The organism is Chryseobacterium gambrini (genome assembly GCF_027920505.1).
Classification (GTDB): Bacteria; Bacteroidota; Bacteroidia; order Flavobacteriales; family Weeksellaceae; genus Chryseobacterium; species Chryseobacterium gambrini.
In genome coordinates, this window is the sequence record NZ_CP115857.1 from 1,232,375 (window position 1) to 1,256,752 (window position 24,378).

The following is a 24,378-nucleotide window of genomic DNA, read 5'->3' on the forward strand; positions in this document are numbered from 1 at the left end:
TTACAGCTTTGTATTATGAACTATTGCAGCTAAAATATTTTTCAATTCGGAACTTTCATTTAATAAAGTTTTAAATTCTTCAGAATCGTAGCCATCCAGCTTTTCTAAAACCCGAAGCCAAAAATTACTTTCTCTGGCTTCTCTTAAAGCAATTTTTACTTTGTTTTTAAAATCAGCTTTAGAAGATCCGGCCTGAGATTCTTCATAATTTGCTCCTATTGAAGTCGCTGACTTTCCCAGTTGAAATCTTATTAATTTACTTTCAGGATCATTCGGGAGTGATCTTAAAAACTTAAGACAATTAACTCCAAATATAAAAGTCCTTTCAAGTAGATCATTCTGTTTCACAGCTTTTATACCTTTTACTTTTAACCTGGTTCTTTTTACTTATTTTGTTACAAAATTAACATTGCGTCTCCGTAAGAGTAGAATTTGTATTTTTCTTTTACGGCTTCTTCGTAAGCGTGCATTACGAAATCTCTTCCTGCAAACGCTGCGATCATCATGATTAATGTAGATTTTGGCGTGTGGAAGTTCGTAATCATACAGTTTGCCACTCCGAAATCGTGTGGAGGATAAATAAATTTATTGGTCCATCCGTGGAAAGCAGAGATCTTTTTGTTTGAAGAAACAGAAGTTTCCAAAGTTCTCATGGTAGTTGTTCCGACGGCACAAACTCTTCTGTTTGCTTCCACAGCATTGTTGATGATCTGAGCATTTTTCTCATCGATGAAGATTTCTTCAGATTCCATTTTGTGCTTAGAAAGATCTTCTACTTCAATCGGGTTGAACGTTCCCAAACCAACGTGAAGTGTAACCTCAGCAAAGTCGATTCCTTTGATTTCCAGTCTCTTCATGAGATGTTTTGAAAAGTGAAGTCCTGCAGTTGGTGCTGCAACCGCTCCTTCTACTTTTGCATAGATGGTTTGGTATCTTTCCGCATCTTCCGGTTCAACGTCTCTTTTGATGTATTTTGGAAGCGGAGTTTCTCCCAATTCTTTTAATTTGGCTCTGAATTCTTCGTAAGAACCATCGAATAAGAATCTTAAAGTTCTTCCTCTTGAAGTCGTATTATCGATAACTTCTGCTACTAAAGATTCATCTTCTGTGAAGAATAATTTGTTACCTATTCTGATTTTTCTTGCAGGATCTACCAAAACGTCCCAAACGCGGGTTTCCTTATCCAGCTCTCTTAATAAGAAAACTTCAATTTTAGCTCCCGTTTTTTCTTTATTTCCGTATAAACGTGCAGGAAAAACTTTAGTATTGTTGAAGATAAAAAGATCTCCTTCGTCGAAATAATCTACCACATCTTTAAACAGTTTGTGCTGAATTGTTTCAGTTTTTCTGTCTAAAACCATTAATCTGGCTTCGTCTCTGTGTTCTGATGGGTGTTCTGCCAATAATTCCGCAGGAAGATCAAAATTAAAATCTGATGTTTTCATTTTTTAAATTACGGTTTAAAAATTTATAGAAATTACATGGTGTAATTTTCGGAGTGCAAATATACGACATGAAACACCCCTTTGTCAAGTATTATTTACACAGATGTTAAAGTAACTCTTTTTTAACTTTTTAAATAAACACAACTAACTAATAATCAACAATATAATCACTTTCTGTTTTGCATTTTTTAAATGAGATGCCTTTGTATTTCTTTAAATTAAAAAGTTTTATTTAAGAATTTTGTTTAAATTATTGAAACCAAGATAAACAAGGGCGTTTCACTTATTTTCGAAATACAAAGATTCAAAGTATTTAAATTAATTTTAATTGAAATAAAAAAACGTGATTTCCCGATATTTTTTATACCGTAAAAAAGCTATTTTTGAGAACATTAAAAATTTACACTATGAGCAAATATTCGATTGAATCTTTTGTGAACGAAACGAAAGAAAATCCAATGGAAAGAGATTATTTCGAGCTGGAAAAACCCTCTCTTCTGGAGATCAACCTCAACAATCAGTCTGTCTGGACTAAGGCAGGAAGTATGGTTGGCTACATCGGAAACGTTAATTTCGAAAGACAGGGAATGCTTTCCGGAGGAATTGGAAACTTATTGAAAAAAGCGATCAGCGGCGAAGGAGCAAAATTAATGAAAGCCGAAGGAACCGGAAAATTGTACGTTGCGGATTCCGGAAAAAAAGTTCGTATTCTTTATTTAAATAATGAATCAGTCTGCGTGAACGGAAACGACGTTTTGGCACATGAACAAAGCATAAAAAGCGATATTACGATGCTAAAAAGTATTGCAGGCGTAATGTCAGGCGGACTTTTTCAGGTGAAATTATCCGGAACGGGACACATCGCGATTACCACTCACGGAGAACCGTTGACATTATTGGTAACTCCCGATGCTCCGGTTTTCACAGATCCGAATGCCACCGTTGCATGGTCGGGAAATCTATCTCCTGAACTGAAAACCAATGTTTCTTTAAAAAGTCTGATCGGAAGAGGAAGCGGTGAGGAATTCCAGATGAAATTCTCAGGAAATGGCTGGGTTCTGATTCAGCCTTATGAGGAGGTTTATAGGATTGAGAAGTAAGTATTTTTTCAAATAAATCTTAGCAGGGATAGTTTTTATTCCTGCTATTTTAATTCAGAAATTCTACAATCTTCTTCCACTCCTCCAGTTTCTTTTCAAAAGAAACCGTATGAAGTGGGCTTGTAGAAGGCAGTAAAAATACAGGTATTTTATAACTCTTTCCTAAAATTTTCTGCAAATTTTTATAGGACTTTCCGCCGTTACAAAAGATTGCCTTAATATTCGGATGAACTTCCAGGAGCTCTTCAATCTGGTTGGCTTCTTCATTTTTTATTTCAGAATCCAGACTTCCTTTTCTTTCGCAGGAATCGATAACGTCCCAAAGTGCGATATTGTGTTTCTTTAAAAGGTTGATTTTTTCATCATAATCTTCTGTAAATTCTTCGTTGAGCAATTCAAAAATAATTTTCCAGAATTTGTTTTGGGGATGTCCGTAATATTGTTGTTTTTCTAACGATTTTATACCGGGAATTGATCCCAGAATGATGATTTTAGAATTGTTGTCGATGATTGGGGGGAAGGAAGATATTCTGTTTTGCATGATTCAAATTTATAGGTTTTTACTTTTTTTTAACGCAAGGAACGCTAAGATTTTCTTTTAAAACTTGTCTAAGTTTTTTACCGCAAAAATTGTAACACTTTAGTTGTTTAAGTTTAATCCTTAATGAAAAGAAAGAGCACATAAGTTTAAAAAATCAAAGATTTTTTCTCTTTGCAGACTTTTGAAATACTTTAAATAAATCCAATAAAATCTTTTGTCCCTTTTGCGGTTAAATTTAAAATGAGTTTAAATAAAACTGAATATTTTCGTTCACGATGGCGTTTCACTGAGCCAATGAGCATATTTTCGAAAAACAGGTTTAATAGTCAAAAATAGTTGGTAAAATTCTTTGCATTGTCGACTGTTACTGATGATACATAAAGTTTATTGAACTTTGTTTCAATAAACTTTTTTTATGGCTGGAAATTCAAAAAAAATCGTTGTTGGAGTTGCAAAAGTCTGGATGTGATTTCTTGGGGAAAGCAAAACGGAAAGCGTCGTTTTAAATGTAAAAACTGTGGCATTCATTTTACTTCGGAGAATAAATCTGTGGGCCTAAAAAACAAAGAAATTTGGTTCAAAAAATGGATTGTTGGGAAACAGACTTATGAGCAGATTTCAGCAGAATCTGGATATTCGGTAAGTACTCTTCAACGGTATTTTAACGTGATGCTTAGTAAAGCTCCAAAACTCAGTTACAACCAGAACAAGGAGGTTTATTTACTGATTGACGGCACTTATTTCTCCAATGAAATCTGTTTGGTGGTTTACAGAGATAATGTTTTTAAGCAAACCCAGCTTTACAGAATTACTGACGGTGAGCATTATGAAGAACTCAAAGAGGATTTGGAAAACATCTTGAATTTAGGAATAAAAATTGGCGGGATAACCTGTGATGGCGATAAATCTCTACTGAAAGCCATCCGAAAAGTTTGTCCTAAAGTTCCTGTTCAGAGATGTCTGGTTCATATTCAAAGGATGTGCAAAATATGGCTTTCCGCCTATCCGAAATCTGTAGCAGGTTTTGAGTTGCGTGAAATTGTCTGTAAAATTCATTTTATTGACAACGAAGTTAAAAAGCAGTATTGGATCAAAGAGTTTTTGGATTGGTCTGAAAAGCATAAAGAATTTTTGAATGAAAAATCATACAGCCAGGAAACCGGAAGATATTGGTACACGCACAAAATGGTGAGAAGATGTTTTTCGGTTATCAAAAAAGCTTTGCCAAATATGTTTTCGTTCCTGCAGGATCCTAAAATCCCGAAAACAACCAATGGAATAGAATCTTTTTTTTGGTCATTTAAAAGGTCATCTAAATATTCATCGGGGGCTTACAAAAAGTCGGAGGAAAAAGTTTATCCAGTGGTATCTTTTTTATAGAAATCTAAAACCATAAAGGTTTTTTTAGCCATAGAGCTGTTCCAATAATTTACAAAAAAAGGATGGTAAAAACCATCCTCTAAACTATTGTTTACAGCGTTGATTGTATTGCTGGTAAGTTGCTCCTCAGCATTGCTCACTTCCTCTTCCAATCAACCGCAAAATATTACGAATTATTTCTGACAAAAACACCAACTATTTTTGACCACATTACCGAAAAACAAAAAACGGACTAAAAGCCCGTTTTCTGTTGATTTTTGTATCTGTTTAAACCACCCCGTCAAAAATTCTATGAATTTTTGCCACCCCTCCAAAGGAGGGGAATTCGGAAGGGAAGATTATATTTATAAAGTTTCTTTTAGCCAGTCGAAGAATTCTCTTTGCCAAACCAATCCGTTTTGTGGATGCAGCACCCAGTGATTTTCATTCGGGAAATAAACCAGTTTAGATTTTAAACCTCTCAGTTTTGCAGCTTGGAAAGCTTCCTGTCCCTGTTCGTAAGGTACTCTGAAGTCGATTCCTCCCTGAACGATCATGATCGGCTTATTCCATTTATCAACAAAATTGCTGGGGTTAAATTCCGTATAAGCTTTTGGCTGTGGTTTTTCCCACGGTGAACCGAGATCCCAGTTCGCAAACCAAAGTTCTTCCGTTGTTAAATACCAAGATTTCATATCGAATAATCCATCGTGCGCGATGAACGTTTTGAATCTGTTCTCGTGAATTCCTGCTAACATAAATACGCTGTATCCTCCATAACTTGCTCCGACAGCAGCAACTCTGCTTCCGTCAACGTAAGGTAAAGTTTTTGCATAATCTGTTGCGGCAAGATAATCTCTCATTGGTTGTCCTCCCCAGTCTCTGGAGATTTCTTCATTCCACTTTGTTCCCCAACCCGGCATTCCTCGGCGGTTTGGTGCTACTACGATATAACCGTTGGCTGCCATTAAAGCAAAGTTCCATCGTGTGCTGAAAAACTGCGTTAAGGCAGATTGCGGACCTCCCTGACAATAAACAAGGGTTGGATATTTTTTGTTCGGATCAAAGTTTGGCGGATAATGGAACCACACTCCCATTTCTTTTCCGTCTGAAGTTTTCACCATTTTCAGTTCAGATTTTCCCTGAGCCAACTGGGAATACATTTCTTTATTGGCTTCCGTAACCTGCTTCATTTCTCCGTTTTTAAGGTTGACAGAAAAAATATCTGTGGCGTGATTGATATCGGTTCTTCCTACCAAAAGTGAAGTTTTCTGATCGGCAAAAATTTCGTTCACATCAAAATCACCTTTTGTAATCTGCTGAACTTTGGCATTTTTAGGATCTAAAGAAAATAACTGCTTCGTTCCTCTGAAAGCTGCCGTGAAATAGATCATTTTTGAATCTCCGCTCCAGAAAACATCTCCGGAAACACTTTCGTCCCAACTTTGCGTTAAGTTTGTTGTTTTTCCGGATTTCCAATCCATGATTTTTACATCATTTTTATCGGCTTCATAACCATCTCTTGCCATACTCTGCCACAAAAGTGATTTTCCGTCCGGACTGAATTTCGGATTAACGTCGTATCCTTTATTGGATTCGGTTAAATTTTTTGTTGTTCCTGAAGCAAGATCGTATGCAAAAATATCTGTGTTTGTGCTTGTAGAGTATTCTTTGCCGCTTTTCGGTTTGGTAACATATAAAAGTTGTGCAGAATCCGGGCTCCAGATGAAATCTTCCGCTCCGCCAAAAGGTCTTTGTGGAGAATCCCACATTTTCCCTTCCAGTAAATCTATTGCAGCATCTGCTTTATCCGAAACATTTACTACGAAAACATGATTGTATTTCCCTTCATTGAAATAATCCCAGTGTCTGTGATTCAGATCTGTATAAACTTGTGCCGTGGTTTTCGGAGTATCGGAATATTTGTCTTTTCCCATTACTTTTTCTACCAATACCTGCTTGCTGAAGGCTATTTTTTTACCGTCGGGAGAAATAACAATGTTGTCTGCTTCACCAATGGTGTAAAACTCCGTCCATGTCTTACCGTTGTCTTTTGAAAGGAAAATCTTATCGCCTTCCTGCGCGTACAATCCGTTTTTATCCCACTGAATCAGTGCTTTTTTGCCTAAATCAACTTTCACGGACTGATTGTTCAGAACATTCAGAAAATAGTTCTCGCTTTTTGTTTTTTCGGTTTTAAGATCGGTCTGTCCTATTTTGTAGATTAACGAGGACTGATCGGGAGAAACTGCCTGTACTCCAACTTTTTTCAAAGTCCATAAAATTTCAGGCGTCATTAGTTGTTGTGCATTCATTAAGAGCGGAGCTGCCAAAGCCAGCAGACTGTACTTAAGTTTCATATTAATTCATTTTTTATGACTTTATCATTCAATCCAATCATAAAGTCTTTATTTAATTCAAAGATTGCCAAAGTTAACTATTTTTAAAACACAAACGCGCACAAAAAAATCGCCTGTCGTTTTAACAGGCGATTTTTATATAATTTTAAATTTCAAATTAATCTCCGTCCGAAAACATTGAGTTTGCCAGTGAGCTGACAATGGAAAGCAGAATACTGAAAATAAGTGCCCACAAAAATCCGTCTACCATCATGCTGTCTATAAAATAATCGGCGATCAAGATGATAATTGCATTGATTACTAAAGTGAACAGCCCCAATGTAATGATCGTTAAAGGCAATCCCAAAATATTAAGAACAGGTTTTACAATTAAATTTAAAAGTCCTAAAACGATGGCAAAAATGATCGCTCCGCCAAATCCTGTAAAGTGTACTCCCGGTAAAATCCATGTTAAAAGATAAGCAACAATGGCCGTTACCAAAAGTCGAATAATTAAGTTCATAGTATGATTTTTTAATGTTGTTGATGCGTGTTCCTGTGCAAAAGCTATTCCACTTGTTTGAAAAATTATCTGATCTTCATCATCGTAACCAAAGACGTGGCAACGTGACTTTCGGAAGCTCCGTCTTCATCTACCACATAAATTTCGGTGCGGATCACACTGATCTTTGAACCTCCTTTTATCACGTAGGATTTTGAAACTAAAGCGTCTCCGATGGCTGGTCTTAAATAATTGACTTTCAATTCAACGGTTACGACATAACAGTCTTCTTCGTAATGACTTACTGCTGCATAACCGGAAGAAACATCCACCAAAGAAGCAATCATGGCTCCGTTGAACATTCCCGCTTTTCTTGTCATGAGTTCCATTTTCGGGATTTTCATGGAAATGAAGTCGGTTTCTACTTCCAGAAGTTTGGCTTTGTAGAATTTTAATGTTTCGGAGCGGTGGAAACTGTCGGTGATGAGCTGTTTTTTATGGGGTGTCATTTTTTGTTTATAATTTGAATACAAGTTGCACAATTTTTTTTACAAATGCGAAAATATTATGTTTGCTTTTGATTTAAACACGAATGGCACGGATAGATTTCACAAATTTTATTTTTAAACACGAATTGCACGAATAATTTGTTCACAAATGGCGCAAATATTTTAACCGTTAAGAATATTTTAGAGGTTAAGAATTAGTAAGTTTTGGCTGAAGCCGTTGTTTTGGGTAAAACTTGAAAGCGGACTAAAGTCCGCTCCTATTGATGTTTCGTTGTGGTATTCGTGAAAAATTTGTGGTATTTGTGTTTAATCTTTAGTTTAAAACAATCTGAAATTGCTCATCCATCGACAAAATACCTTCTGCCAAACTTTCGGGATGGGTGGTGAAGCCTTTTAATTTTGAAGTTTTGCATTTCAGAACCAGATCCATTAATTGCTTATCCGACAGTTTTTTTCCGAAGATCTCAAAGGAAACTTTAAAGCCGCAGTTTTTAAAATCGGAACATCCGACAGCGGTTTTTCCTTTCATTAAATGATGTTCTTTGCATTTCGGGCATTTGGTTTCTTCCCACGACTGAAGTTCTTTTTTAACGGCTGGTTCACGTTTTTTCTTTTCTTTTACCTCCTCCACTTTTTCTTCTTCCAAAGAAATCACTTTCCCTTTTCCGTCGACTACTTTTTTAGTAAGCTCCGTCACCATCTGGATGAGCTCTTCCTTAAAATGATTGGCTTCATATTCGCCTTTTTCAATTTTTCGGAGTTTCAGTTCCCATTCTCCGGTTAATTCGGGACTTTTCAGCAATTCATCTTCAATGGTGTCAATCAGTTGAATTCCGGTTTGGGTGGCGATGAGATTTTTTCTTTTCTTCTCAATATATTTCCGCTTGAAAAGGGTTTCGATAATATTGGCGCGGGTTGAAGGTCTTCCGATACCGTTGTTTTTCAGGAGTTCGCGCAGTTCATCATCTTCCACCTGTTTTCCTGCGGTTTCCATAGCTCTCAGCAAAGTTGCTTCCGTATAAGGTTTTGGCGGAGTCGTTTTTCCCTGATGGATCATCGGATCATGCGGTCCGGTTTCTCCAACGGTAAATTCGGGAATGGTCTGTTCTTCTTCCTTTTCTTTTTCTTTATCGTTGGGTTCTTCTTTCGGTTCTTTGGCGTAAACGGCTCTCCATCCCGGCTCCAGAACCTGTCTTCCGCTGGTTTTGAAAGGAATGGTTCCTACTTTTCCTTCTACTAAAGTATTGGAAATTTTACATTCGGGATAAAATACGGCAATGAAACGTTTCGCAACCAGATCATAAACTAACTTTTCTTCCCTGCTTAAATTCTGGGAAGGCGGAACTTCCGTCGGAATGATCGCGTGGTGATCTGTTACTTTGGTATCATCAAAAACCGCTTTCGATTTGGGAATCGGAGCTTCCAGTAAAGGGGCGATAAGTTCCTGATAGAAATACATTTTCTTCAGAATTCCTTCTATTTTCGGATATAAACTTTCAGACAGGTACGTTGTATCCACGCGCGGATACGTAACGTGTTTTTTCTCGTAAAGACTCTGAATATAATTAAGCGTATTCTCCGCAGAATAGCCGTATTTTTTGTTGGCTTCCACCTGAAGTGCCGTCAAATCAAACAGTCTTGGATTTTTTTCTTTTCCTTCTTTAATTTCAAAAGAAACGATTTCGAAAGGATTCTGTTTTAAATATTCCAGCCCTTTTTCTGCGCGTTCCAAAGTTTTGAGACGGTCGATGGCGGCGTTAAAAATAACTTCGCGGTATTTGGTTTTCAGTTCCCAATATTCTTCGGTAGTAAAAGCATCAATCTCTTTTTGACGCTGAACGAGCATTGCCAAAGTGGGAGTCTGCACTCTTCCGATGGAAAGAACAGCTTTATTTCCGCCAAATTTTTTGGTAAAAAGCCTCGTTGCATTAATTCCCAGCAACCAGTCTCCGATCGCTCTTGCGTTTCCTGCGAGATAGAGATTTTTGTAATCTTCGGCAGGTTTTAGATTGGCAAAACCTTCTTTAATCGCTTCTTCGGTAAGGGATGAAATCCACAAACGCTGAATGGGTTTATTGCATTTTGCTTTCTGTAAAACCCATCTCTGGATCAGTTCTCCTTCCTGACCGGCATCCCCGCAATTGATGACCTCATCACATTCTTCAACCAGTCTTTCAATAACTTTAAACTGATTTTCTACGCCTTTGTTGGGGATTAATTTGATCCCGAAATTATTGGGAATAATGGGCAGCAGAAACAGGTTCCACGATTTATACTGCGGACCGTAATCGTGTGGTTCTTTGAGGGTGCAAAGATGCCCGAAAGTCCATGTCACACAATAGCCGTTTCCTTCCATATAGCCCTGCTTCGGCGTGGTGGCGCCCAACACTTTGGCGATATCTCTGGCAACACTGGGTTTTTCGGCAATACAAAGTTTCATGAATGTCTCGGAATTTTTTGGAGAGGGCAAAAATCGGGAATTTTTTTGGAATTTGCTAATTTGCGGATTGTTGGTTGAAAATAAGCTTGTCTGAACTTTTTTAAAACGAAGGGTATTACTTAAATTTTGAAAATAGATACGTCATGATTGTATTTCCGGAGGAATCTATACTAGAATATTTTTGTGTGAATTTCTTAGATCCTTTCAGGATGACAAATATGGAAGAAAGCTGGGCATTTTCAAACGCAAAGTTTCTTTTTATGATGGTGACTATTTTGAGGAAGCAAAGTTATGCAGATTTCATCTGTGATGAAGCGTGTGTTTTAGCATCTGTCTTGCTTGGGTTCTTTTTCTTATAATTTCTTATACTTTGCTTAGATCGATGACAGATGTGGTGGAAAGTCGGGCATTTTCAAACGCAAAGTTTTTTTATAATGGGGATTATTTTGAGGAAGCAAAGTTATGCAGATTTTATCTGTGATGAAGCGTGCGTTTTAGCATCTGTCTTGCTTGAGTTCTTTTTCTTATAATTTCTAATACTTTGCTTAGATCCTTTCAGGCTGACAAATGTTTCGGAAAGTTGCGCATTTTCAAACGCAAAGTTTTTTTATGATGGTGTTTATTTTGAGGAAGCAAAGTTATGCAGATTTCATCTGTGATGAAGCGTGCGTTTAGTATACGTTTTTCTTTGTTTATTTTTATAGAACAATTTTACATTGTCTTTGGGGTGGAATTTCATATTTGATTTTTTCAGTATTTCTAATATTTTGCTTAGATTCTTTCAGGATGATAAATGTGGAGGAAAAGAATTCAGAGTTAAAAGACAAATTTGTCTGGAGAAATTCAAAACAGTCCTTTAACGGCTTTTCGGGTAACTGGGAAAGTATGTTTCACCCCTGCAAGAGACTTTCCGGGAACCTCGAAAGCTTCCTGCACCCCTGCAAGAAACTTTCCCGGAAATTAAAAAAGCTCCCTTAAAAAAGAGAGCTTCAAAACAATTCACACGATATCACTACACTTCCATCGGAACTTCCATGAGAAGAATCTCAGTGTTTTCTGATGTGGATTTTATGTTCAATTCGGAAATATCCCAAATTCCGAAGCCGTCTCTTTCTTCGAGTTGCTGTCCTTCAATTTCTGCGCTTCCTTTGATGATGAAAACGTAGACGCCGTTTCCTTTTTTCTTCATCTGATATTGGGTTTCAGCCGTATTTTCAAAATCTCCGAGATGAAACCATGCTTGCTGATGAATCCATATTCCGTCGTCTTGAGGATCGGGTGAAAGGATCTGCTGAAATCTGTTTTGGCTTTTCTTTCTGTCGAGTTTCATCTGGTCGTATCGCGGTGTGACATTTCTTTTATTGGGATAGACCCAGATTTGCAGAAATTTAACCAAATCGCCTTCATCTTTACTGAATTCACTGTGCATTAATCCTGTTCCGGCGCTCATCACCTGAATTTCGCCGCCTTTTATTTCGTTATGGTTTCCCAGATTGTCATGATGGATCAGGGTTCCTTCCAGTGCAATGCTGATGATTTCCATATTGTCGTGAGGATGCGTTCCAAAGCCTTTTCCGGCTTCAACGGTATCATCATTCAGCACTCTTAAGGCGCCGAACTGCATTTTTTCGGGGTCATAAAATTCTCCGAAGCTGAAGGTCTTTTTACTGACCAGCCACTGTTCGTTGGTTACCCCTCTTGAATCTGCGCGGTGCACTACTCTGTTTTCAGGCTTTTTTACTGCTGCAAAACTGTTTTCCACCTCGTTGAACAGCAATCCGCTTCCGCCGCCGTAATGTTCTATTACTTTTATATTTTCATCAAAATTTCTGCAAAAAACACTGATCTGTTTTTCGAACTGCTCTTCCAGACCGGAACTCAGCAAAACAATATCGACGGGATTATTTTTGATAAAATCCTCGCTCTTGCTTTCATCACTCAGAATTTCAGCCTTCCATCCATCATTTTTTTCGATAATTCTTTGTAAGGTTGCAAGAATTTCGACATTTTTTCCGATTACCAAAAAGTTCAGTGTTTTCATTTTGATTCAATTAAAAGTTAATGGTTTACAATTTTAAAATTTTACAGTTCTTCTTTGAACCATACATCGCTGTATTCGTCGGGACGGCGTTTGAACTGGGCATGAACATACGGACACAACGGAACAATTTTGAGCTGATGTTCTCTTGCATAGGACACCAGTTTTTCCAGCAGGATCTTTGCAAATCCTCTGCCTTCAAATTCTTCGTTTACTTCCGTATGGTATACCGTTAATTTATCTCCAATGATAGAGATGTCCATTTTTCCTGCTTTTTTATCGTCTGAGAAAAGCTGAATCTCTCCTCTTACATTTCCTAAAACAACTTCTGTTCTTTCCATAATTTTGATTTTTAATGATGATGTAAAATTAGGCAGCCTGAATTTGCCGGATCATGATGTATGATAATAAATCGGTTTTATTTTGATTAAACTGAAATAAGCCGTGAATTTTTTTTAACGTGATGAACATAAATTTTCTGTCTTTATCGTTGTAAATTTTTCGTTTGCGAAGGGGTTACACGCAGCGGAGGCTTGATTTTCGGAACATCAACAGGAAGTTTAAAGCTATTATTCGGCTTTTTTGAGCGAAATTAAAGGTGAATTGATAGTATTTTCAAAAATTAAATCATTAAAAATCAAAACATTAAAAACAAGAGATCAATTTATTTTCTAAAAAGTCTACTTTTTTAGTGGACTAATAAAAAAATATGTTTTATATTTGCAACCGTAATCAGGATATAATAATACAATGAAAGCAGAATTCAAGAACAGCAGCGTAAGAAAACATATTAATCATTTTATGATGATGTATTGCTGTATGCCTATGCTTCATTCCTGTTGTGGTTAACCTTACTTTTATATGACATATTTCTAAAGGCTTTACCACGTTGTAGAGCCTTTTTTATTTTAAAAACAACATTAAAAAATATCATGAATACTAATAAAAACAAATGGCTGATTCCTATAGCCTTCACCAATATTTATTTAATATGGGGAATTACTTTCCTCGCCATTTCTTTCGGGTTAAACGGATTTCCGCCTTTTATTCTTTCGGGGTTCAGATTTTTGGGCGCAGGAATAATAATGATCGGATATCTGCTCGTAAAAGGTGAAAAAGCCAATTCTGCCATCAACTGGAAAAAAAATGCCATCACCGGAATTCTCATCCTTACGGGAGGAACGGGATTGGTTGCGTGGGGAGAACAATATGTAACTGCTTCTGAAGCAGCCATCGCTATTGCAACCGGACCATTCTGGTTTATCGCCATTGATAAGAAAAACTGGAGTTATTATTTCTCGGATAAGTTTATTCCTTTAGGTTTGGTGATCGGGTTTGCAGGACTTATTTTATTTCTTAACGGAAGTGTAAGTGGTTCCGGTTCACATATACAAACGGCAGATGCTTCAATCAGGGTAATTGCATTTGTTGTTCTGGGCTTAAGTTCCGTAGCGTGGGTTTTAGGATCTCTTTATTCCAAAAAAAATCCGGCTGGCCATTCAACTTTTATGAATATTGCCCAACAGCTTATTACTGCCGGTATTGCTTCTTTTATTATTGCATTTTTCAGAAATGAATGGACTGGTTTTTCAATCATAAAAGTACCGTTAAACGCCTGGTTAGGATTGTTTTTCCTTATTGTATTCGGATCGATTATCGCTTATCTTTCGTATATCTGGCTTTTGTCTGTAAAACCTGCCGCTTTGGTAAGCACGCATACTTACATCAATCCTATTGTTACTGTAATTGCGGGTTGGATCGTTGCAAATCAGACCATTAACATCAACCAGTTTTACGGACTGATTGTTATTCTTGCCGGAGTTCTTTTAACGAATGTGACTAAATATTTTAAGCTTTCCAAGCGGTCTAAAGTGAAAATAAGAAGAGTGATAAGACACGTGAACAAAAACGCAAGACCTTATCAGCCAATATAAAATTTAAGTAAAAAATGATAGAGATAAAGAATGTTTCAAAAACATTTCATCAGAAAAAACAGTCGTTTAAGGCGCTGAATGATGTAAGCCTGACGATTGAACAGGGCGATATTGTGGGAATCATCGGATTTTCGGGAGCGGGAAAAAGCACCTTAATCCGAACGGTGAATCTTCTTGAAAAACCTGACAGCGGTGAAATTGTGATTAACGGAAAGGATTTTACGAAATTAAATTCGAGACAATTGGCACAGGAAAGGAAAAAGATCGGGATGATTTTTCAGCATTTTAACCTGCTTTCTTCGAGAACTGTTTTTGAAAATATTGCGCTTCCGTTAGAGCTGGATCATGTCAGCAAAACTGAAATTAATAAAAAAGTAAATGAACTGCTGAAAATCGTAGGACTGGAAGATAAAGCTCATGATTATCCTAAAAGTCTTTCGGGAGGACAAAAACAGAGGGTTGCCATTGCAAGGGCTTTAGCAAATGATCCTTATCTCCTGCTCTGTGATGAGGCGACGAGTGCGCTCGATCCTGCAACTACGCAATCGATTTTGCAGTTGTTGAGGGATATTAACCAGAGACTTGGAATTACGATTTTGCTGATTACGCACGAAATGGAAGTCATCAAAACGGTCTGCAACCATGTTGCCGTTATCGACAAAGGTCAACTATTAATTAAAGGAACTTTAAGCGAGATTGTCTCGAACAAAGAGAATCCTATCATCAAACAATTTTTAAACTCTAGTGTTATGACGATACCACAGGAACTGAATAAAAAAATACAGCAAGAGCCACAAGACGGATTATTTCCATTGGTGGAAGTAGAGCTTAATGAAAATATATCGGTGGAAGAACTGCTTTCCATTGTTTACGATAAATATAAAATTCCATACAAACTGCTGAAAGCGGATGTTGAATATTTAGGCGATTCCAATTTTGGAAAGCTATTGCTTCAGCTTCAGGGAGAAGAGGAGAAAAATCAGCAGGCAATTTATTATTTCAATCAGAATAAAATTCAAAATACGGTAAGAGGATATGCTTAGTGATACAGTGATTTCTCTTTTATCAAAGGGAATTTGGGAGACGGTTTTTATGACGTTTGTTTCGGGGTTTTTCGGATTTGTTCTGGGTTTGCCTGTCGGAATTCTATTGTTTTTAACACGGAAAGGACAGCTTTTGGAAAATGTAATGTATAACAGAATCTTATCTGTTCTGGTGAATATTTTCCGTTCTATTCCTTTTATTATTTTAATTGTGTGGATGATTCCTTTCACGAGATGTCTGGTGGGAACATCAATTGGAGTAAACGCAGCTTTGGTTCCATTAAGCATCGGAGCGGCTCCTTTTATTGCAAGACTGGTAGAAAACAGCTTACTGGAAGTTCCTTATGGTTTAATTGAAACCGCAAGAGCTTTGGGAGCAAGTCCGTTTCAGATCATCAGAAAAATATTGTTACCGGAAGCACTTCCTTCCTTAATTAATAATGCAACAATTACCTTAATTACGCTTGTGGGCTATTCTGCGATGGGAGGTGCTGTCGGAGCCGGAGGATTGGGACAGATTGGTTATCAGTACGGCTACATCGGTTATGATGCCGTGATTATGAATCTTGTGTTGGGATTGCTGGTTGCGATTGTTTTTATCATTCAGTTTTCAGGAGACCGATTGGCGAAGAGATTTGATCATCGTTGAGTTTTTTTAGTGTGAGTGTTTTTGAGTTGGAGGGTGTGAGTGTTTGAGAGTGTGTGAGTGAGAGAGTGTGTGAGTGAGAGAGTGTGTGAGTGTATTTTGAAAATAATGTGATGAGTGTGAATGTGAAATAGTGTGATGGTTTGAAAATTTCAGCCATCAATCGGGCGAAAATCAGCAAAAAGGAGTAAAAGCCATATTTTATTTATTAAAGAATTTAAAAAATCTAACCTTTTTGCTTTTCGCCCTTTTTTTAAAAGAAAATAATTTACAATGAAAAAAATAAAGATTTTAAGTTTTTTAGCTGCAGGTTTGTTAGCATTTACCGGCTGTAATTCATCCAAAAAAGAGGATCCGAACTTTATAAAAGTGGGAATAACTTCAGGACCGGAACAGGAAATTGCCGAAGTGGCGAAAAAAGTAGCGAAGGAAAAATACAATCTTGAAGTAGAACTGGTTTCCTTTAACGATTATGTGGTTCCCAACGAAGCTCTGAATAACGGCGATATTGATGCCAATGCTTTTCAGCACGTTCCTTATTTAAACGAACAGTCCAAACAGAGAGGATATAAACTGGCGGTTGTAGGAAATACTTTTGTCTACCCTATCGTTGCGTATTCAAAGAAAATTAAAAGTATTAATGAACTTCAGAACGGAAGTACCATCGTTATTCCGAATGATCCTACCAATGGCGGTCGTTCCTTACTTCTTTTACAGAAAAACGGGTTGCTGAAATTAAAAGACGGCATCGGATTATTACCCAAATTAACAGATATTGTTGCCAATCCTAAAAAGTTAAATATCCTTGAAATTGAAGCGCCGCAACTGCCGAGAGTGTTGGATGATAAAGAAGTGGTGATTGCCATTATCAACAATAATTTTGCGGCTCAGGCAGGACTGGATGCCGATAAACAGGGAATTTTTAAAGAAGATAAAGATTCTCCTTATGTAAATGTAATTGTTTCAAGAGAAGATAACAAGACGTCCGAAAAGGTAAAAAATTTCGTAAAAGCTTATGAGTCTGACGAAGTAGTGAAGAAGGCAGAAGAAATTTTCAAAGGCGGTGCTGTAAAAGGCTGGAACTGATTTGGGAATGGTGAATGGTTAATAGAGAATTCTTTCATAATGCCGCAGAATTCATCCTTGACAATTCACTATTGACAATTCACTATTGATATTTTAAAAAAGTCTATTATTATATATTTGGACATTGTTTCAGTTTTTTGAAATGATGTCTTTTTTATTTTCAAATCACGGGTTATTAAAAATTATTTATTTAAATTTTATTTTCTCAATTTGAGATAATAAAATTTTTTGCTATTTTTGTTTCCAATCAAAAAAGGCTTTTTATGTTTAAGAAAACCGCCATTGTAAGTTTATTCACATTTATTTCTGCTTCTTATATGGCTCAAAATACACCGCTTCCTGTTTATTTAGACGAATCCAAACCTGTGGAATTACGGGTAAAAGATGCACTTTCCAGAATGACTCTGGAAGAAAAAGTGGCGATGCTTCATGCACAGTCAAAATTCAGTTCACCGGGTGTTCCGAGATTGGGAATTCCTGAATTCTGGACGACGGACGGACCTCACGGAGTTCGCCCTGAAGTGATGTGGGACGAATGGAATCAGGCAGGCTGGACAAACGACTCTATTATCGCCTACCCTGCTTTAACCGCACTTTCCGCGACATGGAACAAAAAAATGTCCTGGAATTACGGTAAAGCACTGGGTGAAGAAGCCCGTTACCGAAAAAAAGATATTCTTCTGGGACCGGGAGTTAATATTTACAGAACTCCACTCAACGGAAGAAACTTCGAATATATGGGTGAAGATCCTTATCTGACTTCAAAAATGGTGGTTCCTTACATCAAAGGAGTACAATCCAACGGTGTGGCAACTTCTGTGAAGCATTTTGCCCTGAACAATCAGGAAATGTTCCGTCATACAAGCAATGTAAAAGTGGACGACAGAGCTTTATACGAAATTTATCTTCCGGCTTTTAAGGCGGCTGTAACAGAAGGTGATTCTTGGACGATCATGGGAGCTTATGATATGTACAAAGGTCAGTATGCGAGCCAGAACCAATATCTTCTGAATGATATTTTAAAAGGTGAATGGAAATATAAAGGGGTCGTGGTTTCCGACTGGGGTGCTGTTAACAATACCGAACAGGCCATCCACAACGGACTGGATCTGGAATTCGGAAGCTGGACAAACGGACTTTCGGCAGGCACAAAAAATGCTTACGACAATTATTATCTGGCAAAGCCTTATTTAGATTTAATTAAGTCAGGAAAAGTAGGAACAAAAGAGTTGGACGATAAGGTTTCAAGGCTTTTAAATCTTGCGTATAAAACAACAATGAACCGAAGCAAGCCTTTCGGAAATATTGCTTCTGAAGAGCATAAAGCTATTGCAAAAGAAATCGGGGAAGAAGGAATTGTATTGTTGAAAAATCAGGGAAATATTCTTCCGATTGATCTGAATAAAGCTAAAAAGATTGCTGTAATCGGGGAAAATGCTATTAAAATCATGACCGTTGGCGGTGGTTCTTCTTCATTAAAAGTGAAATACGAAACGCTTCCTTTAGACGGAATTAAAGCGAGATTCGGGAAACAGTCGGACGTACAATACGCAAGAGGTTATGTGGGAGACATTGGCGGAGAATACAATGGGGTAAAATCCGGACAGGATCTGAAAGACAGCCGTTCTGAAGCCGAATTATTAAACGAAGCTGTAGAACTGGCAAAAAAATCTGATTACGTTATTTTCGTCGGTGGATTAAACAAAGCTGATTTTCAGGACAGTGAAGGGAACGACAGAAAAAGTTACGGATTACCTTACAATCAGGACAATGTAATTGCTGCATTGGCAAAGGCGAATAAAAACCTTGCGGTTGTTCTGGTTTCCGGAAATGCGGTGGCAATGCCGTGGATTAAAGAAGTTCCGACTGTTGTTCAGGCTTGGTATTTGGGTTCTGAGGCTGGAAATTCTATTGCTTCGGTTTTAGCAGGTGATGCAAACCCATCAGGAAAACTGCCTTTCACTTTCCCTGTGAAACTGGAAGACAATTCGGCGCATCAGTTGGGAGAATATCCCGGAAATAAAGCGGAATTGGCAGCAGATAAAGGAAAAGATCAGAAAAACCCGATCAATATTGCATACAATGAAGGAATTTTTGTGGGCTACAGATGGCATGATACGAAAAAAATCAAGCCTTTATTCAGTTTCGGACATGGTTTAAGCTACACCACTTTCGAGTTTGGAAAAGCCAAAGCTGATAAAATAACGATGTCTCAGGATGATAAAATCACGTTTACGGTTTCTGTGAAAAATACAGGGAAAAGAGCAGGAGCGGAAGTTGCCCAACTGTATATTTCCGACCTTAAATCGTCCGTTGAAAGACCTGCTAAAGAATTAAAAGGTTTTGAAAAAGTGTATCTGAATCCGGGAGAAGAAAAAGAAGTAACGTTTACCATTGATCAATCTGCTTTAAGTTTCTTCGATCCCCAAAAACATGACTGGGTTGCAGAACCGGGAGATTTTGAAGCACAGATCGGTAATTCTTCCGATGCCATAAAAACGAAGGTGAAGTTTACGTTAAAGTAATCTTACTTATATATTTCTAAAACGGAGAGTCCTTTTGTAAGGGCTCTTTTTTATCAAAATCTATAAATCTGATGACTTTAAAAAAGTATATTTAAAAATCTTTCCATTTGATTTTTTAAGTATTAATGTATCATTAAATGCCTTTTTAATAATACTATCGCCCTTGTTGGCTGTGAATCCAAAGATATTATTGTTATTTAAATTACTTGTAACAGGAAAAAAATTAACCGTATCATTATCCAATTTTATTTCAGTATCTCTTCGATTTGTTGAGAAATCTAAAATAATTCCGTTCAAATCACACCGGTTAAAATCATTAAATCTATCAGAATGTATTTTATCCGTTCTATTTTCCATAAAATAATTAAATAAAAACAATATAAAAATTACTATTCCCAAAAAGAATATTTTCTTTGTCATATTATAATTTTAATTCAATGAAACGATATTCCGCCAATCTCTGTTCACCGGATTTCACCAAAATATTCTCATCAACAGCCCATTTCAGATCGCGGCTTGCCGTAGGTGCCGAAATATTTTTAAAATTTTGGAGATAATCTCTTCTGCTGAATTTTCTATTTCCAATTTTTTCTTTAAATAAAAATATTCTGTCTTTCGTGCTTAAATTAATATTTTGAGATTGCAGAACCTGTTCCAAAGACTGTAAAATTACAGATAACATAAACTCAATAAAAGGAGTAGACTGCCCCGCTTTATCAGATTCTGAAAGTGTATTATAATATTCCTGCTGATTTGCTTTAATAAGACTTTCTACCGGCAAATATTCAAAAACAGGATATTGCTGCATCAAAATCAATGTCTGCCAAAGTCTTCCCATTCTTCCGTTTCCGTCGACAAAAGGATGTATAAACTCAAATTCATAGTGAAAAACACAGCTTTTAATTAAGATTAAATCCTGATCGTTCTTTAAATACTTAAAAAGATCATTCATTAATCCTTTTACCATAGCTCCACCCGGCGCAAGATGTTCAACTTTTGAACCTTTTACAATTCCCACATTGGTTGTTCTGAATTTTCCTGCGTTTGCGACCAAATCCTTCATCAATATAGAATGAGCCAACTCTAAATCTTTAATTTTATTGGGGTTAAAAATTCTAAGATCATGATAGACTTTTATTGCATTCTGAACTTCAAGAATATCTTTCGCAGGAGCAATAATCCGTTTATTATCCAGCAGAGCAGTTATCTGCTCTTCCGTAAGCGTGTTGCCTTCAATTTCAAGAGAAGACTGAATCGTTTTAATCCTGTTCTTCTTTCTCAGTTCAGTATTCGGCTTATAAAGATGATTCGCATTAATTTCTCCTATTTTCTCTGAAATAGAAGCAACCAATTTTAATATTTTTTCGGTAATAATGTAAGGCGGTTTCAAAATATGATAGTATCATTTGATAGTATCAAAGATATAATTTTTTGTTGAACTATTTTAAATCTCCACAATCAACTCCCTCTCAAATCCATTATACTTTTCCGAAATATAACCATGCGGATTACAAATAATCTCCGTCTCTCCTATTTTGTATCTTTTCGGCGTGTGAATATGCCCGTGAATCCAATACAGCGGTTGATATTTCAGAATAAAATCTTCCAGATTGGAAACGTATGCGGAAGTCAGCGGATCATTTTTGAACTGTTCCGGGCTCGACTGTAAACTTGGCGCATGATGCGTCACTACAATATTTTTCATGCCCTTTGAATTTTCAAGACTTTCTTTTAGCCACAATCTCGAAAACTGATGAATTTTATAAATATCTATCGACCTCATCTTGGAATAAGAAGGATCTCTTTTAATTTTCTTATAATCGTTCATTCCTTGCTGACAGACGAATCCGTAATATCTCGGATCCCCGAAAATAGAAAAATCCGTCCACAACGTTGCACCATGAAAACGAATCCCATCAATATCTGCAAAACCGTCTTCCAGCACAAAAACATTGGAATTTTCTGCGGCAGCTTTTATTTTATTTAACGTTTTAGGATAAGAACCTTTATAATATTCATGATTTCCCAACACATAAATCACAGGTTTATTGGGAATTTTTGTTTTGATCCATTCAATTCCTTTCGTTCCCAAATTAACATCTCCCGCCAAAACAACGACATCGGCATGATCAAAAGATAATTCCGACATTCCGAATTCCTGATGCAGATCACTGATGATTTGTATTTTCATGGTGCTAAAAAGATGACATATATTAAAATTTACAAAAACTTTATTAACTAACTTTGAAATACTTATAAAGTTAAATGCTTTACTTTTCAAGTTTCTTTACTCCAGTTAACCAAGTTTTAAGCTCTTCCAAGATCTTACTATCTCTTATTTCTTGTTCCTCAATCATTTCCTTTCCTAACTTTTTCACAAAAATATTTTTCACCAACCATCCTTTTTCTTTGTTAAAATTTCCTTCAAGATATTTTCGCCCCGCCCCACGAGTTCTGCAAGCATTGATTACAATATCAATATTTTCATATTCTTTTAATAAATTATTAATTTTTTTTACTTGATTTATATCGTCTCCCGCGCTGACGAAAGCTATATACAAATTATCAACTTCGAAAACAGTACATATATCACCTTTCTTAAGATCAAATTCTTTATTGAGGTAATTATTAGAAATCCATTCAGCTATTAGCTTAACTTTTGTTGTTTTTCCTGTTTTACTTACTCCTCTTAAAGTGAACATTTTTTTCATTTATTATCTTTTATAAGCTAATATAAAAATAAACTTATTGTTAATTTAATTACGAACAAAAGAATCGACAAAATTTGCCGATTCTTTCAATATATAATTTAGTTTAAAGTAGGTCAGTTTACGAAACAGCGATTTCAGATTCCGCTATTTTTATATTTTTAAAGATAAAATAGCACAGCATTGTCAGTGCAAAAACGGCATAGCCGATCAGAATAATCAGACTTAAATTTCCAACAGCAAGTTCAGAAGGAAAAATCTGGCTCATCAACGTCATAAAAGACAACCCGATTCCTGCGCCTAAAAAATAGCTTGTAGAACTCAAACTCGAAGCCACTCCGTAAGAGGAAGGATTTACATCCTGAATTCCCAAGACAGACAAAGCGGTAAAACAAAACGTCATCCCTATTCCTGAAATGCATGCTGCACCTAGTAAAACCATTGACAAAGGATGCCCGAAATAAATGGAAACCAACAACGCCAAAGCTCCGCTTAACATGAAAATCCAGCCCAAAATTCCCATCTGGGAAGAATTTAATCTTTTGGCAACATGAGGAAGGATAAATTTAGCTACCAAAGCCGACATAATGCTGAAAGGAACCAACATCAGTCCCGCCGAAGCCGCACTGTGATTCATATCTTTTTGCAACATCAGCGAAATTAAAAACAAAAATCCGATGAAAAAAGCGCCTAAAGCCACAAAAGCCAGATTGGAAACTACCAGAGAAGAATGTTTCAACAATTTTAAATCAATCAATGGTTGGGAAACCGATTTTAAACGGAAAACGACAGAAGCCAGTAAAATAACCGCCAAAATTAACGAACCTGCAACCAATAAAGTCTGTTCCTTGATGTGAACCAGTTCATGCGTTCCGTATGTCAAGCTCAGTAAACCTAAAACCAATAAAATTCCCGACAGAAGATCTGTTTTGTGGGACATCCCTTTCTCATCTTTCGGAAGATACTGATAGGCGAAAATCAACGTGATGAAAAGAATCGGAACATTGATTAAGAAAACCCAATGCCAACTCAGATACGTACTGATGATTCCACCCAAAGAAAGTCCGCTTCCGGAACCAATCGCAGCAAAAGAACTGAAAATCCCTATCGCACGGTTTCTCTCCTGATCTTCTTTAAAAGTATTCGTCACAATCGACATTGCCGAAGGCATAATAAAAGCCGCTCCCAATCCCTGTAAAGCACGAAAAATAGCTAAAGTTCCGAAGCTTTCAGACAAACCCGCTCCCAGAGAAGTCAGCATAAAAAGGAATAATCCCAAAAGAAATATGTTCTTTCTTCCGAGCTGATCGGAGAGTTTTCCGCCTATAATCAGAAAACCGCCGAAAAATAACACATACAGTGTCTGAAGCCATTGTACGGTTTCTGCACCAATCCCGAATTGCTGTTGAATAGAAGGAATTGTGAGATTGATAATGGCAATATCCAAAGCCTCCACAAATGTTCCTACCGATGCTAAAATCAATATCAAATTCTTTCTCTCCATATAGTTCAATTATGCTGCAAAATTAAAATTAATAGAACGTATATGAAAATTTAAACTAAAATTAAGAACATATTTAATTTAATTCAATTTAAAAAAGAACAAATAGTCTTATATTTGAAATTAATTCTTCAAAAACAGAACAGATGGCAACAGAAAATTATACACCCGACGAAAAAGACCTTTCCATTCTCAGAATTTTACAGAAAGATGCGAAATTAAGCGTCCGCGATATTGCGGCAAGAATTAATCTGAGTCCCACTCCTACTCACGAAAGAATTAAACGGATGGAAAAACTGGGGATCATTAAAGAATATACCACCGTTGTCGACCGCAAAAAAGTGAATAAAGGTATGATGGTAATCTGTATGATTGCTCTGAATGTCCATAACAAAAAAACCGCAGGAAAATTCATTGAGGAAGTAGGAAAACTGAAAGAAGTGGTTGAGTTCTACAACATCAGCGGAGATTTCGATTTTATGCTGAAAATTCTCGCTCCGAATATGGATGAATTTCATGAATTTTTCGTGAACAAGCTCTCTGAGATTGAAGGAATCGGACAGACGAAAAGTATTTTTGTGATGAACAGCATTAAGGAAAGTTTCCAGATTTTGTAGTGATTTTTCTTGCAAATTATTTTTAACGGAAAGACAACAAAGATA

The 24,378-nt window shown here is 36.7% G+C and carries 24 protein-coding genes; 10 read left to right on the forward strand and 14 right to left on the reverse strand.

Annotation, left to right across the window (positions count from 1 at the left end):
* Positions 1-348, reverse strand: a complete 348-nt coding sequence (locus tag PFY09_RS05405; protein ID WP_271161707.1) for a four helix bundle protein — start codon at positions 346-348, stop codon at positions 1-3.
* A 47-nt stretch (positions 349-395) separates the two neighbouring features.
* The gene (queA, locus tag PFY09_RS05410; protein WP_214590255.1) at positions 396-1,445 is read right to left on the reverse strand and encodes a tRNA preQ1(34) S-adenosylmethionine ribosyltransferase-isomerase QueA; all 1,050 of its coding nucleotides are present in this window, start codon (positions 1,443-1,445) and stop codon (positions 396-398) included.
* Between the two features lie 407 nt (positions 1,446-1,852).
* Between queA and PFY09_RS05415 the strand changes: the two genes are divergently transcribed.
* Positions 1,853-2,545 (forward strand): AIM24 family protein, encoded by a 693-nt coding sequence (locus PFY09_RS05415; RefSeq protein WP_271161708.1) that lies wholly within the window; start codon positions 1,853-1,855, stop codon positions 2,543-2,545.
* 49 nt (positions 2,546-2,594) lie between these two features.
* On the opposite strand, the gene PFY09_RS05420 is transcribed toward PFY09_RS05415, so the two are convergent.
* Positions 2,595-3,086, reverse strand: coding sequence for a DNA-deoxyinosine glycosylase (locus PFY09_RS05420; protein WP_271161709.1), 492 nt, complete (start codon positions 3,084-3,086; stop codon positions 2,595-2,597).
* 465 nt (positions 3,087-3,551) lie between these two features.
* On the opposite strand from PFY09_RS05420, the gene PFY09_RS05425 reads away from it, so the two are divergent.
* Positions 3,552-4,466, forward strand: coding sequence for an IS256 family transposase, variant Zn-binding type (locus tag PFY09_RS05425; protein ID WP_271160071.1), 915 nt, complete (start codon positions 3,552-3,554; stop codon positions 4,464-4,466).
* 344 nt (positions 4,467-4,810) lie between these two features.
* Here PFY09_RS05425 and PFY09_RS05430 read toward each other — a convergent pair whose 3' ends face one another.
* From PFY09_RS05430 to PFY09_RS05445, 4 genes are all read right to left on the reverse strand, one after another.
* Complete coding sequence (locus tag PFY09_RS05430) at positions 4,811-6,805, reverse strand: S9 family peptidase (protein WP_271161710.1); 1,995 nt, start codon at positions 6,803-6,805, stop codon at positions 4,811-4,813.
* A gap of 157 nt (positions 6,806-6,962) precedes the next feature.
* Positions 6,963-7,307 carry a phage holin family protein gene (locus PFY09_RS05435; protein ID WP_076394950.1) on the reverse strand — a complete coding sequence of 115 codons (345 nt, stop codon included), beginning with the start codon at positions 7,305-7,307 and terminating at the stop codon, positions 6,963-6,965.
* A gap of 65 nt (positions 7,308-7,372) precedes the next feature.
* A complete protein-coding gene (locus PFY09_RS05440) occupies positions 7,373-7,795 on the reverse strand; it encodes a PaaI family thioesterase (protein WP_271161711.1) in 423 nt (140 codons plus the stop codon).
* A gap of 313 nt (positions 7,796-8,108) precedes the next feature.
* Positions 8,109-10,235, reverse strand: coding sequence for a type IA DNA topoisomerase (locus PFY09_RS05445; protein ID WP_271161712.1), 2,127 nt, complete (start codon positions 10,233-10,235; stop codon positions 8,109-8,111).
* A gap of 143 nt (positions 10,236-10,378) precedes the next feature.
* Between PFY09_RS05445 and PFY09_RS05450 the strand changes: the two genes are divergently transcribed.
* Both PFY09_RS05450 and PFY09_RS05455 read left to right on the forward strand, forming a co-directional pair.
* Positions 10,379-10,594 carry a hypothetical protein gene (locus PFY09_RS05450; protein ID WP_271161713.1) on the forward strand — a complete coding sequence of 72 codons (216 nt, stop codon included), beginning with the start codon at positions 10,379-10,381 and terminating at the stop codon, positions 10,592-10,594.
* 470 nt (positions 10,595-11,064) lie between these two features.
* On the forward strand, positions 11,065-11,199 hold the full coding sequence (locus PFY09_RS05455; protein ID WP_271161714.1) for a hypothetical protein: 135 nt from the start codon (positions 11,065-11,067) through the stop codon (positions 11,197-11,199).
* A gap of 48 nt (positions 11,200-11,247) precedes the next feature.
* Here the strand turns inward: PFY09_RS05455 and PFY09_RS05460 are convergent, their stop codons facing one another.
* Both PFY09_RS05460 and PFY09_RS05465 read right to left on the reverse strand, forming a co-directional pair.
* Positions 11,248-12,276: a pirin family protein gene (locus PFY09_RS05460; protein WP_333781138.1), complete on the reverse strand. Its 1,029-nt coding sequence runs from the start codon at positions 12,274-12,276 to the stop codon at positions 11,248-11,250.
* Between the two features lie 41 nt (positions 12,277-12,317).
* On the reverse strand, positions 12,318-12,614 hold the full coding sequence (locus PFY09_RS05465) for a GNAT family N-acetyltransferase (protein WP_271161715.1): 297 nt from the start codon (positions 12,612-12,614) through the stop codon (positions 12,318-12,320).
* 591 nt (positions 12,615-13,205) lie between these two features.
* Between PFY09_RS05465 and PFY09_RS05470 the strand changes: the two genes are divergently transcribed.
* From PFY09_RS05470 to PFY09_RS05490, 5 genes are all read left to right on the forward strand, one after another.
* Positions 13,206-14,207, forward strand: a complete 1,002-nt coding sequence (locus tag PFY09_RS05470) for an EamA family transporter (RefSeq protein ID WP_271161716.1) — start codon at positions 13,206-13,208, stop codon at positions 14,205-14,207.
* Between the two features lie 14 nt (positions 14,208-14,221).
* Positions 14,222-15,250, forward strand: coding sequence for a methionine ABC transporter ATP-binding protein (locus PFY09_RS05475; RefSeq protein ID WP_271161717.1), 1,029 nt, complete (start codon positions 14,222-14,224; stop codon positions 15,248-15,250).
* Positions 15,243-15,899, forward strand: coding sequence for a methionine ABC transporter permease MetI (gene metI / locus PFY09_RS05480; protein WP_271161718.1), 657 nt, complete (start codon positions 15,243-15,245; stop codon positions 15,897-15,899). Before PFY09_RS05475 ends, metI begins: the two co-directional genes overlap by 8 nt.
* 270 nt (positions 15,900-16,169) lie before the next feature.
* Complete coding sequence (gene metQ, locus PFY09_RS05485; protein WP_271161719.1) at positions 16,170-16,982, forward strand: methionine ABC transporter substrate-binding lipoprotein MetQ; 813 nt, start codon at positions 16,170-16,172, stop codon at positions 16,980-16,982.
* A gap of 263 nt (positions 16,983-17,245) precedes the next feature.
* Positions 17,246-19,507 (forward strand): glycoside hydrolase family 3 C-terminal domain-containing protein, encoded by a 2,262-nt coding sequence (locus PFY09_RS05490; RefSeq protein ID WP_271161720.1) that lies wholly within the window; start codon positions 17,246-17,248, stop codon positions 19,505-19,507.
* Positions 19,508-19,567: 60 nt separating this feature from the next.
* Here the strand turns inward: PFY09_RS05490 and PFY09_RS05495 are convergent, their stop codons facing one another.
* The 5 genes from PFY09_RS05495 to PFY09_RS05515 form a co-directional block, all read right to left on the reverse strand.
* Positions 19,568-19,927: a hypothetical protein gene (locus PFY09_RS05495; RefSeq protein WP_271161721.1), complete on the reverse strand. Its 360-nt coding sequence runs from the start codon at positions 19,925-19,927 to the stop codon at positions 19,568-19,570.
* A gap of 1 nt (position 19,928) precedes the next feature.
* Complete coding sequence (locus tag PFY09_RS05500) at positions 19,929-20,897, reverse strand: Fic family protein (RefSeq protein WP_271161722.1); 969 nt, start codon at positions 20,895-20,897, stop codon at positions 19,929-19,931.
* Positions 20,898-20,951: 54 nt separating this feature from the next.
* A complete protein-coding gene (locus PFY09_RS05505) occupies positions 20,952-21,698 on the reverse strand; it encodes a metallophosphoesterase (RefSeq protein ID WP_271161723.1) in 747 nt (248 codons plus the stop codon).
* Positions 21,699-21,777: 79 nt separating this feature from the next.
* A complete protein-coding gene (locus PFY09_RS05510) occupies positions 21,778-22,218 on the reverse strand; it encodes a hypothetical protein (protein ID WP_087708097.1) in 441 nt (146 codons plus the stop codon).
* 118 nt (positions 22,219-22,336) lie between these two features.
* Positions 22,337-23,719: an MFS transporter gene (locus PFY09_RS05515; protein WP_271161724.1), complete on the reverse strand. Its 1,383-nt coding sequence runs from the start codon at positions 23,717-23,719 to the stop codon at positions 22,337-22,339.
* 143 nt (positions 23,720-23,862) lie between these two features.
* On the opposite strand from PFY09_RS05515, the gene PFY09_RS05520 reads away from it, so the two are divergent.
* Positions 23,863-24,333 carry an Lrp/AsnC family transcriptional regulator gene (locus tag PFY09_RS05520; RefSeq protein ID WP_271161725.1) on the forward strand — a complete coding sequence of 157 codons (471 nt, stop codon included), beginning with the start codon at positions 23,863-23,865 and terminating at the stop codon, positions 24,331-24,333.
* The last annotated feature ends 45 nt before the right edge of the window (positions 24,334-24,378 follow it).